Annotated in this window: 11 protein-coding genes; 8 read left to right on the top strand and 3 right to left on the bottom strand. The window is 61.0% G+C overall.

Features of this window, described 5'->3' with window-relative positions:
- The first annotated feature begins 81 nt into the window (after nucleotides 1-81).
- The 8 genes from menF to K7B04_RS21915 all read left to right on the top strand — a co-directional run bounded on the left by menF (nucleotide 82) and on the right by K7B04_RS21915 (nucleotide 9,085).
- A complete protein-coding gene (gene menF, locus K7B04_RS21950) occupies nucleotides 82-1,374 on the top strand; it encodes an isochorismate synthase MenF (RefSeq protein WP_223803029.1) in 1,293 nt (430 codons plus the stop codon).
- Between the two features lie 79 nt (nucleotides 1,375-1,453).
- Nucleotides 1,454-3,124 (top strand): 2-succinyl-5-enolpyruvyl-6-hydroxy-3-cyclohexene-1-carboxylic-acid synthase, encoded by a 1,671-nt coding sequence (gene menD / locus K7B04_RS21945; RefSeq protein WP_223803028.1) that lies wholly within the window; start codon nucleotides 1,454-1,456, stop codon nucleotides 3,122-3,124.
- Complete coding sequence (menH, locus tag K7B04_RS21940) at nucleotides 3,121-3,888, top strand: 2-succinyl-6-hydroxy-2,4-cyclohexadiene-1-carboxylate synthase (protein ID WP_223803027.1); 768 nt, start codon at nucleotides 3,121-3,123, stop codon at nucleotides 3,886-3,888. Before menD ends, menH begins: the two co-directional genes overlap by 4 nt.
- A gap of 8 nt (nucleotides 3,889-3,896) precedes the next feature.
- Nucleotides 3,897-4,754, top strand: coding sequence for a 1,4-dihydroxy-2-naphthoyl-CoA synthase (gene menB, locus K7B04_RS21935; protein WP_163449046.1), 858 nt, complete (start codon nucleotides 3,897-3,899; stop codon nucleotides 4,752-4,754).
- Nucleotides 4,754-5,719, top strand: coding sequence for an o-succinylbenzoate synthase (menC, locus tag K7B04_RS21930; RefSeq protein WP_223803026.1), 966 nt, complete (start codon nucleotides 4,754-4,756; stop codon nucleotides 5,717-5,719). The genes menB and menC overlap by 1 nt, the downstream gene beginning before the upstream one ends.
- Nucleotides 5,716-7,074, top strand: a complete 1,359-nt coding sequence (gene menE, locus K7B04_RS21925) for an o-succinylbenzoate--CoA ligase (protein ID WP_223803025.1) — start codon at nucleotides 5,716-5,718, stop codon at nucleotides 7,072-7,074. The genes menC and menE overlap by 4 nt, the downstream gene beginning before the upstream one ends.
- Nucleotides 7,075-7,251: 177 nt before the next feature.
- On the top strand, nucleotides 7,252-7,794 hold the full coding sequence (locus K7B04_RS21920) for a YfaZ family protein (protein ID WP_163449043.1): 543 nt from the start codon (nucleotides 7,252-7,254) through the stop codon (nucleotides 7,792-7,794).
- 94 nt (nucleotides 7,795-7,888) lie between these two features.
- Nucleotides 7,889-9,085 (top strand): nicotinamide mononucleotide deamidase-related protein YfaY, encoded by a 1,197-nt coding sequence (locus tag K7B04_RS21915; protein WP_223803024.1) that lies wholly within the window; start codon nucleotides 7,889-7,891, stop codon nucleotides 9,083-9,085.
- Between the two features lie 141 nt (nucleotides 9,086-9,226).
- Here the strand turns inward: K7B04_RS21915 and glpC are convergent, their stop codons facing one another.
- From glpC to glpA, 3 genes are read right to left on the bottom strand one after another with little or no spacing between them, the layout of a single operon-like run.
- The gene (gene glpC / locus K7B04_RS21910; protein WP_223803023.1) at nucleotides 9,227-10,420 is read right to left on the bottom strand and encodes an anaerobic glycerol-3-phosphate dehydrogenase subunit GlpC; all 1,194 of its coding nucleotides are present in this window, start codon (nucleotides 10,418-10,420) and stop codon (nucleotides 9,227-9,229) included.
- Entirely contained in the window at nucleotides 10,417-11,676 is a 1,260-nt protein-coding gene (gene glpB / locus K7B04_RS21905; protein WP_223803022.1) for a glycerol-3-phosphate dehydrogenase subunit GlpB, read from the bottom strand. Before glpB ends, glpC begins: the two co-directional genes overlap by 4 nt.
- On the bottom strand, nucleotides 11,666-13,294 hold the full coding sequence (gene glpA / locus K7B04_RS21900) for an anaerobic glycerol-3-phosphate dehydrogenase subunit A (protein WP_163449039.1): 1,629 nt from the start codon (nucleotides 13,292-13,294) through the stop codon (nucleotides 11,666-11,668). Before glpA ends, glpB begins: the two co-directional genes overlap by 11 nt.
- Nucleotides 13,295-13,385 lie beyond the last annotated feature (91 nt).

Genomic DNA, 13,385 nt, shown 5'->3' with positions numbered 1-13,385 from the left:
TATTTACTCCCTAATCGTGGGTACTGCAATTTACGGGTAGTACCCCTTATACTATGTGGTTTTTATGATAGGGAGGTTGGCGTGCGTTCGATTTTAGCGGCGTTGCAGCGCCTGTCAGCGCTTCTGGCAGACGATTTTCCCGCGTTGCCCGGCATGCGAATCCTTGAAGCAGCTTTCCCTCTGAATGATGCCTTTGACCCGCTCGCCTGGCTGAACGGTCAGGCGGTCTGGCCACAATTTTACTGGCAGCAGCGCAGCGGCAAGGAAGAGATTGCCGCGCTGGACACCGTGTGCACGTTCTCCTCGTTGGCGCAGGCGAATGCCTTTCTTGCTACGCTGCCGCGTGATGACATCCGCGTGTGTGGCGTTAATGCCTTTGAACCGACACGCGGCACGCTGTTTTTGCCGCGTCTGGAATGGCGACGTGAAGCTGGCCGGGCCACCCTGCGGTTGAATCTGTGGAGCGAGACTTCGCTGGCACAGGACGCCGAGCGGGCGCGGGCCTGTCTGGCGGCGCTCAGCGCCCATCATTCCTCTGCTGAACTCTCGCTGCATCAGGAGAGCGAAACCCATCGTCCAGGCAAAGAGGGCTGGTGTCGGCTGATTCAGCAGGCGACCCAGGCGATCCGCGACGGTGAGTTCACGAAAGTGGTGCTGGCGCGCGCGACGGACCTCACTTTCAGCCATGCGCCGGACGCCGGTGCGCTGATGGCCGCCAGTCGCCGGGTCAATTTCTCTTGCTATCATTTCTACATGGCGTTTGACACTCGCCGGGCGTTTCTGGGGTCATCGCCGGAACGTTTATGGCGGCGACGTGGCGTGCAGCTGCTGACCGAGGCGCTAGCCGGTACGGTGGCAGCGCATGACGATCCGGTCATCGCGCAGCGGTTGGGCGACTGGCTGATGCACGACGATAAGAACCAGCGGGAAAACGGCCTGGTGGTTGACGATATCTGCCAGCGGTTGCAGGACGTCACGCACGCGCTGGATGTGCTGCCTGCGGAAATCGTCCGCCTGCGTAAGGTACAGCATCTGCGCCGTCGCATTCAGGCAGAGCTCACGCAACCGGACGACACGCTGTGCCTGCTCCAGCTTCAGCCGACGGCGGCGGTCGCCGGGTTACCCAGAGCGGCGGCGTTGGCGTTTATTGACCATTTTGAACCGTTCACTCGTGAAGAGTACGCGGGGTCCGCGGGTTATCTTTCGCGGCAGCAGAGTGAGTTTTGCGTCGCGCTGCGTTCAGCCAGGGTGGAGGACAAGACCGTGCGGCTGTATGCGGGGGCCGGGATTGTCGAAGGCTCCGACCCCGAGCAGGAGTGGCAGGAAATCGAAAATAAAGCGGCGGGGCTGCGCTCATTGCTATTCTCTGAATAGAACATTATCGACTCATATCAAAATCCTACGCTGTCGTAGTCTTTATACTGAGTCGCAATATTTGATACCGGACAAATTCATGTCAGTAAGCGCATTTAACCGACGCTGGGCGGCGGTGATTCTGGAAGCTTTAACCCGTCATGGCGTGCGCCACGTTTGCATTGCCCCCGGGTCGCGTTCAACGCCGCTCACTCTTGCGGCGGCGGAAAACCGCGCCTTTATTCATCATACCCATTTTGATGAACGCGGCCTTGGTCATCTGGCGCTGGGCCTGGCGAAAGTGAGCCGCCAGCCGGTGGCCGTTATCGTCACCTCCGGTACCGCGGTGGCGAATCTCTATCCTGCGCTGATTGAAGCCGGGCTGACCGGTGAAAAAATTATTCTCCTCACCGCCGACCGTCCGCCGGAGCTGATTGACTGCGGCGCGAATCAGGCGATTCGCCAGCCGGGAATGTTTGCTTCGCACCCTTCGCAGACCGTATCGCTACCGCGTCCGAGCCAGGATATTCCAGCTCGCTGGCTGGTATCGGTGGTGGATGATGCGCTGGGAGCGCTGCATTCTGGCGGCGTCCACATTAATTGCCCGTTCGCGGAACCGCTGTACGGCGATATGGATGACACCGGGCTGGCCTGGCAGCAGGCGCTGGGCGACTGGTGGCAGGGAGATAAACCCTGGCTGCGCGAAGCGCTGCATCAGGAGAGCGCGGTCCAGCGCGACTGGTTCTTCTGGCGGCAGAAACGCGGCGTAGTGGTGGCGGGGCGCATGAGCGCGGAAGAGGGCAAACGCGTCGCCGAATGGGCCAAAACGCTGGGCTGGCCGCTGATTGGCGACGTGCTGTCGCAAACCGGGCAACCGCTGCCCTGCGCCGATCTGTGGCTGGGTAATCCGGCGGCGGTCAGCGAGCTGCAACAGGCGCAGATTGTGGTGCAAATCGGCAGCAGCCTGACCGGCAAACGGGTGCTGCAATGGCAGCTTGCCTGCGAGCCGGACGAATACTGGCTGGTAGACTCGCTCCCCGGCCGTCTGGACCCGGCACACCATCGCGGGCGTCGACTGGTCAGCAATATCGAGCAGTGGCTGGAGAAGCATCCTGCTGAAAAACGCGCGCCGTGGGCCACGGTTATTCCGGCGCTCTCCGCGCAGGCCTGGCAGGCGGTGGCTGCCCAGAGCGAGCGTTTCGGCGAAGCGCAGCTGGCGCACCGTATTCGCCACTATCTGCCGGATCAAGGGCAGCTATTTGTCGGCAACAGTCTCGTGGTGCGCCTGATTGACGCTTTAGGCCAGCTGCCTGCGGGCTACCCGGTCTACAGCAATCGTGGCGCCAGCGGGATTGACGGGCTGATTTCGACGGCGGCAGGGGTGCAGCGCGGCAGCGCACGGCCAACGCTGGCAATCGTCGGCGATCTTTCGGCGCTCTACGACCTTAACGCGCTGGCGCTGCTGCGTCAGGTCTCCGCGCCGCTGGTGCTGATTGTGGTCAACAATAACGGCGGGCAGATATTTTCGCTGCTGCCGACGCCGGTAGAAGAGCGCGAGCGTTTCTACGCCATGCCGCAGAACGTGCACTTTGAACATGCGGCGAAAATGTTTGGCCTGAACTACCATCAGCCGCAGGACTGGGCGGCGCTGGAGTCCGCGCTCGGTGCCGCCTGGCGTGCGCCGGCAACCACGGTGATTGAACTGGTGGTTAACGACACCGACGGCGCGCAAACGCTGCAACAACTGCTGGCGCAGGTGAGTCATCTATGATTCTCCACGCCGTCGCCGAGCGGGGCGACCCAACGCAGCCGTGGCTGGTGTTCCTGCACGGTTTTTCCGGCGACCATCGGGAATGGCGGCCGGTGGGCGAACGCTTTACGCGCGCCAACCGGCTGTATATCGATCTCCCCGGCCATGGTAGCTCGGCGAACGTGCAGGTAGACGGCTTCGCCGACGTGGATGCGTTGCTCACGGCGACGTTGCTTAGTTACAACATACTTAATTACTGGCTGGTGGGGTACTCGCTGGGCGGCCGGGTGGCGATGCACTACGCCTGTGGCTCGCGGGCAGACGGCCTGGCAGGCGTTATCGTCGAAGGCGGTCATCCCGGCCTGATGAACGACGCCGAACGCGCGCAGCGCTGGCGCAACGACCGACAGTGGGCGCAGCGTTTTGCCCAGCAGCCGCTGGCTGAGGTCTTTGCCGACTGGTATCAGCAGCCGGTGTTCGCCAGCCTGACCGCCGAACAGCGCGATGCGCTGGTGGCGCTACGCCAGCAGAACCACGGCGTTGGGCTGGCGGCGATGCTGCTGGCCACCTCTCTCGCGGTGCAGGACGATCTGCGTCCGGCGCTGCAAGCCCGTACTTTCCCTTTCTGGTATCTCTGTGGCGAGCACGACCGCAAGTTTCAGGCGATTGCCGAAACGCTGGCGCTGCCTTGCCATATTATTCGTGATGCCGGACACAACGCGCACCGGGAAAATCCCGCAGGCGTCGTCGCGTGTCTGGCGCAGATTTTGCCTGCTAACTTATAGGAATCGCTATGATTTATCCTGATGAAGCTATGCTGTACGCCCCTGCCGAGTGGCACGACTGTTCCGAAGGCTTTACCGACATTCGTTATGAAAAATCGGCTGACGGCATCGCTAAAATCACCATCAATCGCCCGCAGGTACGCAACGCGTTTCGTCCGCTGACGGTCAAAGAAATGATCCAGGCGCTGGCGGACGCGCGCTATGACGACAATGTCGGCGTGATCATTTTAACCGGCGAAGGTGATAAAGCCTTCTGCGCCGGCGGCGACCAGAAAGTACGCGGTGACTACGGCGGCTACCAGGACGACAGCGGCGTACATCACCTGAACGTTCTCGACTTCCAGCGTCAGATTCGCACCTGCCCGAAACCGGTGGTGGCGATGGTGGCTGGCTACTCCATCGGCGGCGGCCACGTGCTGCACATGATGTGCGACCTGACCATTGCGGCGGAAAACGCCATCTTCGGCCAGACCGGCCCGAAAGTGGGCTCCTTCGACGGCGGCTGGGGCGCGTCTTACATGGCGCGCATCGTGGGTCAGAAAAAAGCGCGTGAAATCTGGTTCCTGTGCCGTCAGTACGATGCCAAAGCGGCGCTGGATATGGGCCTGGTGAACACCGTGGTTCCGCTGGCGGATCTGGAAAAAGAGACCGTGCGCTGGTGCCGCGAAATGCTGCAAAACAGCCCGATGGCGCTGCGCTGCCTGAAAGCGGCATTGAACGCTGACTGCGACGGCCAGGCCGGTCTGCAGGAGCTGGCGGGGAACGCCACCATGCTGTTCTACATGACGGAAGAAGGTCAGGAAGGCCGCAACGCCTTCAACCAGAAGCGTCAGCCAGACTTCAGCAAATTCAAACGGAACCCGTAATGCGTAGCGCGCAGGTTTATCGCTGGCAGATTCCAATGGACGCGGGTGTGGTGCTGCGCGATCGGCGGCTGAAAACCCGCGACGGGTTATTCATCTACCTGCGTGATGGCGAACGGGACGGCTGGGGAGAAATCTCCCCACTGCCGGGCTTTAGCCGCGAAACGTTGGACGAGGCGCAGTCTGCGCTGCTGGCCTGGGCCGACGCCTGGCGGCAGGGCAGTGACGCGCCGTTGCCCGACGTGCCTTCCGTGGCGTTTGGCATCAGCTGCGCGCTGGCGGAAGTCAACGATGCGCTACCGTTGGCGGCAGACTATCGCGCGGCGCCGCTGTGTACCGGCGATCCTGACGATCTGGTGCTGAAGCTTGCTGAGATGCCCGGTGAGAAAGTGGCGAAGGTGAAAGTGGGCCTGTACGAAGCGGTACGCGACGGCATGGTGGTCAACCTGCTGCTGGAAGCGGTGCCTGAGCTGACGCTGCGCCTTGACGCCAACCGCGCCTGGACGCCGTTGAAAGCCCAGCAGTTCGCCAAATACGTTAATCCGCATAACCGTTCCCGGATTGCCTTCCTCGAAGAACCCTGTAAAACCCGTGACGACTCGCGCGCCTTTGCCCGGGAAACCGGCATCGCGATTGCCTGGGACGAAAGCCTGCGGGAAGCGGATTTTCGCTTTGCGGCTGAACCGGGCGTGCGGGCGGTGGTCATTAAGCCGACGCTGACCGGCAGCCTGGCGCGGGTGAAAGAACAGGTCGACGCGGCGCATGCCCTTGGCCTGACGGCGGTCATCAGCTCTTCTCTCGAATCCAGCCTTGGGCTGACCCAACTGGCGCGCATTGCCGCCTGGCTGACGCCGCAGACCATGCCGGGCCTCGACACGCTGAATCTGATGCAGACGCAGCTGATTCGCTGTTGGCCGGAAAGCCCGCTGCCGTGCGGCGCGATTGAGGATATGGAGCCGTTACTGTGACTTTCACAACCTGGCCATGGCGACACTGGCGCGCGCGACGCGACGGGAAGATAGCGCTGCGTTTTGATAATGAAAGCCTGAACTGGCCAACGCTGTGCCAGCGTATTGATCGGCTCGCCGCGGGGTTTCAGACGCAGGGCGTCAAAGCTGAGGATGGCGTGGCGCTGTGCGCGCGTAACAGCGCGGACGCCGTGTTGGCCTGGCTGGCGCTGCTCCAGTGCGGCGCGCGGATTTTACCGCTCAACCCACGCCTGCCTGCATCGCTGGTTGGCGAGCTACTGCCGGCGCTCACCCTTAGCCACATCCTGAATTTTGATGCGCAAGCGCATTACGGTCTCCCGGCGCTCAGCCTGCAAGAGGCGGAGGAGTATCGCGAGGTGGAGTGGCAGGCGGATCGTCTGGCATCAATGACGTTGACCTCCGGTTCGACAGGGTTACCGAAGGCCGCCGTACACCGCTGTGCGGCGCACCTGGCGAGCGCGGAAGGGGTATTGAGCCTGATACCGTTCGGCGAAAATGACGGTTGGCTGCTGTCGCTGCCGCTGTTTCATGTTTCCGGGCAGGGCATCTTCTGGCGATGGCTGCTGGCGGGCGCGCAGATGGCGGTCAGCGAACGTCCATTAGCCGAGGCGCTGGCGCATTGCACCCATGCCTCGTTGGTGCCGACGCAGCTGTGGCGACTGCTGAATGACAATCAACCGCTGTCCCTGAAGGCGGTATTGTTGGGCGGTGCGGCCATTCCTGCCGAACTGACCGAACAGGCGGCAGCCCGAGGGATTCGCACCTTTTGCGGCTACGGTCTGACCGAATTTGCCTCTACCGTTTGCGCCCGCGAGGCCAACGGTGGGGACGATGTGGGCGCACCGCTGCCGGGCCGGGAGTTGCGCCTGGTGGACGGCGAAATTTGGTTGCGGGCCAGCAGCATGGCGGCAGGCTACTGGCGCGATGGGCGTTTAGCGCCGTTAGTCAACGCCGAAGGCTGGTTTGCCACCCGCGATCGCGGCGAGCTGCATGACGGTCGGCTGCGGGTGATTGGCCGCCTGGATAACCTGTTTTTCAGCGGCGGCGAAGGTATTCAGCCGGAAGAGGTCGAGCGGGTTATCGTCCAGCACCCTTTGGTGAATCAGGTGTTTGTTGTCCCGGTGGATGACGCTGAATTTGGTCAGCGCCCGGTGGCGGTGGTGGAGGGCGAACCTGCGCTGGATTTACCGCAGTTGGCCGCCTGGGCAAAAGATAAACTGGCCGGTTTCCAGCAGCCTTGCCGTTGGCTGCGCTTGCCCGAAGCGATGACAAGCGGCGGCATAAAAGTCTCACGACATCAGCTGACCCTCTGGGTTGCCACACAGTTATCCTGATCAATAATAAATTGCAGCTATTTTGTGAATAATAAACATCATTGTTGCGGATGGATGGGAAGTAATTCGTTACAATCCCGGCGATTATTGTCCGTTTCGTACATTGAATCCGCCGTGTATCGCAGTACAATTCAGCGGGTTATGGGGTTTATTTTCGCTTTGCGTGAAAGGAATAAGATGAAAAAGAGCGTGTTATTGAGTCTGGCGGGGCTGATGTTTGTCTCTGCGTCAGCGAGTGCGATCAGTTTTAACGGTCAGGCCGGTAAAGATTATACCAACCTGGGCTTTGGTCTGGGCACCGAAACGTCGGGCCTGGCATTAACCGGTAACTGGACGCACAACGACGACGACGGCGACGTCGCGGGTCTGGGCCTTGGGCTGAATATCCCGCTGGGTCCGTTCCTGGCGACCGTTGGTGGTAAAGGTATCTACACGAACCCGAACGATGGCGACGAAGGCTATGCGGCAGCGGTTGGCGGCGGCCTGCAGTGGAAAATTGGCGACAGCCTGCGTCTGTTCGGCGAGTACTACTACTCTCCGGATTCCCTGTCCAGCGGCATCGACAGCTACACTGAAGCCAATGCGGGCGCGCGTTTCACCCTTATGCGTCCAATCAGCATTGAAGCGGGCTATCGTTACCTGAACCTGGCGGGTAAAGACGGCAACCGCGACAACGCGGTGGCCGATGGCCCGTACGTTGGCGTCAGCGCATCATTCTGATTTTCTCCGGCGCAGCGTCCGCTGCGCCAGTTTTCTCTTCTTAAATCCTTCGCTTGCGTTATAGTTAATCGTCCTCTTTTTATTGGAGAAAGTGATGATAACGGTAGAGATGCTGTCCACCGGTGACGAAGTCTTATCGGGGCAGATCGTCGATACAAACGCAGCCTGGCTTGCCGATTTTTGTTTCCAGCAGGGTATTCCGTTGTCCCGCCGCAATACCGTGGGGGATAACCTGGACGATTTAGTGGCGATTCTGCGCGAGCGTAGCACGCAGGCTGACATCCTCATCGTCAATGGCGGCCTGGGGCCGACCAGCGATGACCTCAGCGCTCTGGCGGCCGCCACCGCGAAGGGTGAGTCGCTGATTCTGCACGAGGAGTGGCTGGCGTTTATGGAGCGCTTCTTCAGCGAGCGTGGCCGCGTCATGGCGCCGAGCAATCGCAAGCAGGCTGAGATTCCCGCCAGCGCCGAGTTGATTGATAATCCGGTTGGCACCGCCTGCGGTTTTGCCGTTAAGCTCAACCGTTGTCTGATGTTCTTCACACCGGGCGTGCCGTCTGAATTTAAGGTGATGGTGGAACATGAAATTTTGCCGCGCATTCGTCAGCGTTATCCGGTTGGCGAGCCGCCGGTTTGCCTGCGCTTAACCACGTTTGGCCGCTCGGAAAGCGATCTCGCCCAGAGCCTGCAGCATCTCGATCTGCCGCCGGGCGTGACCATGGGCTACCGTTCTTCCATGCCGATTATTGAACTGAAGCTGACCGGGCCGTCGGAACATCGCGAGGCGATGCTGGCGCTATGGCCAGAGGTGCAGAAAGTGGCCGGGGAAAGCCTGATTTTTGAAGGTACTGAGGGGCTGCCTGCACAGCTGGCCCGCGTGCTGAAAGAAAAACAGCTAAGCCTGACGCTAAGCGAGCAGTTTACCAGCGGGCTTATCGCGCTCCAGCTTTCTCGCGCCGGTGCGCCGCTGCTGGCGAGTGAAGTGGTGCCGCCGCAGGATGAGACGCTGGCGCAAACCGCACGTTGGGCCGCCGAGCGGCGGGTGAATCATTTTGCCGGGCTGGCCCTGGCGGTGAGCGGGCTGGAGAGCGAGCACATTAACTTTGCACTCTCGACGCCGGAAGGCACTCACGCGCTACAGGTGAAGTTCAGCAATACGCGTCATGGCCTGGCGATACGCCAGGAAGTGTGCGCCATGATGGCGCTGAACATGCTGCGTCGCTGGCTCCACGGCAAACCGGTGGCCAGCGAACATGGCTGGATTAACGTGGTTGATTCGCTGGTGCTGTAAGCGCCCGATGGCGCGTTGTTTTCCCCCTCTCCCTTTCAGGGAGAGGGCCGGGGTGAGGGTAATCATGCGTTAACCAATCCGCCCATTTCCCCTCACCCTAACCCTCTCCCCAAAGGGGCGAGGGGACCGTTGGGGCGCAGCTTATCGGGCCAACGCCCGGGCCAGCAGTGTAATCGGATGCTCGCATCGCTTGCTGGTGGACATCTCAATCTGCCATTTACAGGTCTCGCAATCGGTGATCACCAGATCCGCGCCGCTGGCCTCAATTTGGGCAAACAGCGGCGCGCCTATCGCCTGCGATGTCGGGTAGTTCTCGCTTTTGAAACCATAGGTTCCGGCAATACCGCAGCATTGCGATTCGAGCACCTGAAGCTCCAGCCCCGGAATTTGCCGCAGCAGTTCCAGCGTATACAGCGACCAGCCCATCTTCTCCATATGACACGGTGCGTGATACACCACCTTCAGCGGTAATGGTTTGAGCGGCAGCTTCGCGCCGTCGTCCAGCTTGCGCCACAGCCAGCGCGTGGCCAGCTCAATGCTGTCGCGCAGGCCGTGATTATCAACTTCCAGCAGATGCGGATACTCATCGCGTAGCGTAAACGTGCAGGTGGATGAGGTTGCCAGCACCGGCAGATGGTTTGTCTCGATGGCTTCTCGCAGCGAAGCGACGTTGGTTTGCGCCTGACGCCGCGCTTTATCAAAGAAGCCGTTAGCAATCAGCGGCACGCCGCAGCACTTCTCTTTGCTGAGCAACTGCACGCCGATGCCCATCGCGTTAAGCACGCCAATCAGATCGAACCCCAACTGCGGGTGGTTGTAGTTCACGTAACAGCCGTGAAAGAACGCCACCTGTTCAGCATATTGCGCTTGCTGCGCGGCGATCCGCTGATAGCGGCGACGGAAGCTGCCGAAGGAGTATTTTGGCAGGCTGCGGCGATGGTCGATTTTCAGCGCGATGTCCAGCAGCTGGCGTACCGGCTTCAGGCCGGTGGTGGCGTTGACGATGGGCGCAAACGGCGTGGAAAGCGTACCCATCAGGTCGGTATGGCTGAGAATCGCATCGCGCAGGCCGGGTTTTTGTTGGCTATAGTCGGCGCGCGCGCGCTGGATAATATCGCCGATTTTCACATCGGAAGGGCAGGCCACTTCGCAGCGCTTGCAGTTGATGCAGTACTTGAGCGCTTCATCGTACAGCGCGCTGTCTTTACGCCGCAGGCGTTCGCCATCTGGCCCCGCCTGTTTTGGCCCCGGATAGCGCGGGTTGACGCGGCTCACCGGGCAGACGGTGGTGCACACGGTACATTTGATGCAGTTTTCAAAACTTTGCTGGTTCATGCTTCACCTCCCGCCAGGCCGATGATCTGTTTGGCGGCATGCAGGGCGGTCGCGGCACAAACGCCGCCGCCGCAGCCTTGGGCAATCGGATCGTAGCCGCCTAATACTGAACCAATGGCGAACAGGTTCAACACGGTTTTCCCGTGCAATGCGGGGCGCAAGGCGTTATCGACGATGACACCAGACTGTTGCCATGGCTGCGGATCAAAGAAATCGTCGCGATACCAGGCCGCGCGCGGCGCGGGCTGCATAATATCCAGCCCCAGCACTGACTCGCGAATCCCATCGCGTTCGGCGGTTAAGCCGTTGCTGAAAAAGCTACCGCTGGCCAGTACGGCAAAGCGCGGGCGCAGCGGTATATCGCCGTGATTACGCGTCCAGATAGCCTGAATTTCCCCCTCGACCTGGCTGACGCGTACCACCTCGTCGCCTGCCATCCAGGTACCGCCGAGAGCGATAAACCGCCGCTGAAGCGCGGCGTGCAGACGCATACCAGGCACCGAGGGCGGCAGCGTAGGCAACAGAAATAATGCGCAGGGCAGGCTGGCGTTGAGCCAGTCAAACAGTGCGGTATCGCGCAAACCAAAGACGGCGGGCATGAGCAGCGCGTCTTGCCCAGCACACAGCGGCAGTAATGCTTCATACAGGGGATGCCAGAGCGCTTTTTCATCGAGCACGCGGGCAATACTGGCGGCGCGAAACTCGGTAGGGTTGTCGCGCAATACGTCCAGTTCCGGCAGATCGATTTCAGCGGTTTCGGCCGCCAGCCCCTGTTGTTGCAGGGATTCGGCCGCCAGATGCGGCTGGAAATCCAGAAAGCCGCTGATACCGACCACGCGAAGTGAACCTGTCGCCAGCGGCGCAACTGGCACTTCAGCCGGGCTGAGCCAGGCGGGGCGTAGCGTGCCGAGCGGCGTGACGCGCTGGTGTGGCTGCGCTGCGTGACCCTGCATTTTGATACCGCAATCGCTCAGCAGCGTCTGCGTTTGCTGCGCATAGTGCAGCACATTATCGCTGCCCAGTTTGGAATAAGGATGCTGTGGCGACTGGGCGGCCAGTAAGGCCAGCCCTGGCGTCGGCTCGTCGACCCGTTGGCCGTCGGGCAGCGCGCTGAGCAAGTCCAGCGATCCGGACGAAAAATGCAGCGCGCTCTGGCCGCGCGTGACGATTGCACAGCGAAGCCCTGCCTGCTGTAGACGTATTCCGCACAGCAGCCCGGCCAGCCCACCGCCGATAATCACGCTATCAAATTTCATGACTGGACTCCTTGTCTAAACCACACAGCCCCTGATACACCCAGCGGGTTAGCTCGCTTTCACGTAGCGCATCGCCCCAGGCGATAGGCTGCACGCCTTTCCAGCGTTCGTTGAGAAAATCGGACAGCTGCTCCAGCGACTGCGCAGCGGTGGTAACGTTATAGCGATGCAGCAAGCCGCTCGCCCGACATGCGCAGAGTTCCCCCTGGCAGGTCCCCATGCCGACCCGCGTACGACGGCGCAAATCCAGCAGATTATTGACCGCCAGATTTTCCACCGCGTACTGCACCTCACCCGCGGTCACCGCTTCGCATTCACACACCACGCTGCGGTACAGGCGGCTGTTGCCAAGCCACTCCGGGGTGCGATCGCCGTGGCGATAAACCGCCGAGCCGCGCAGCGGCGCGGGCAGCGAAATCATGCGCTGCAAGGTTTTTTCCGTAGACTCCTGCGAACCGGGCAGCGGCGTGTCGGCGGTGACGCAGGGGCGATGATGATTCAGCTTGCGGCAGACGGCATCGGTGGCCCATTCCGCCATCAGGCGATAGGTCATCAGTTTGCCGCCGGTAATAGTGATAAACCCTTCCAGACCATCGCGCTCGGCGTGGTCCAGCAGCACAATACCGCGGCTGACGTTGCGTCCGCTGGGATCGTCGTCGCTGGCAACCAGCGGGCGCACGCCGCAGTAGGCGCGCAAAATACGCGTACTGGCCATGCGCGGGGCCAGTTTTTCCCCTTCACGCAGCAGGATGTCCACCTCGTCAGGCGTGACGCGGCAGCGATCGATATCGGCATAATCAATGTGTGTCGACGTAGTGCCAATCAGCGAAATGGTATCGCCAGGCACCAGAATATCGGCGTCGGCCGGCGGGCGACAGCGGTTGATCACGTGCTGGTTCATCCGGCTTTCGAAGATCAGCAGCGATCCTTTGGCCGGGAACATGCGGATGCGTAAATCGGCATATTCCGCGATGCGCTGGCCCCAGATACCGGCGGCGTTAACCACCACCGGCGCATGCAGTTCGCACATTTCACCGCTATGGTGATTCAGCAGCGTCACGCCCTGTATGCGATCGCCGTGGCGGATAAGGCCCATCACTTCATGAGCGGTCAGAATAGTGGCGTCGTGTTCGCGCGCGTCGAGCATATTGGCGGCGGTCAGGCGGAAGGGGTCTACTGTACCGTCCGGCACGCGTACCGCGCCGACTAACGCGGGGTTGACCGACGGTTCCATTCTTCTGGCCTGAGCAGGGTCGATGGCTTCGGCCTCAATGCCTGCGGCGCGGCAGGCGTTGATAAAGGTGTGTTGGTACTGGAGGTCATCTTCCGGCAGGGTGATAAACAGGCCGCTGGTTGGCTCAATGCAGTGGCGAGCAATACGGCGCAGGATCTGGTTTTCACTGATACACTCGCGCGCCGATTCGCTGTCGGTGACCGCATAGCGCGCGCCGCTGTGCAGCAGGCCATGGTTACGCCCGGTTGCCCCCGTGGCGATATCAAAGCGTTCAACCAGCGCAGCCTTCAGGCCGCGCAGGGCGCAGTCGCGGGCGATACCGGCGCCAGTGGCGCCGCCACCGATAATAATGACGTCAAAATCACGTGCAGAGGCGCTGTCCATTATGTGTCCTCAATGTTCGTTTTAAGCACATTAAGTCACATCACCAATATAAATTGTTTGATATCGAACATATTCGAGCATTTATCGAAAG

Source organism: Kluyvera sp. CRP, from assembly GCF_019930565.1.
GTDB lineage: Bacteria > Pseudomonadota > Gammaproteobacteria > Enterobacterales > Enterobacteriaceae > Kluyvera > Kluyvera georgiana_A.
This window is presented reverse-complemented; position numbering and strand designations above follow the sequence as displayed.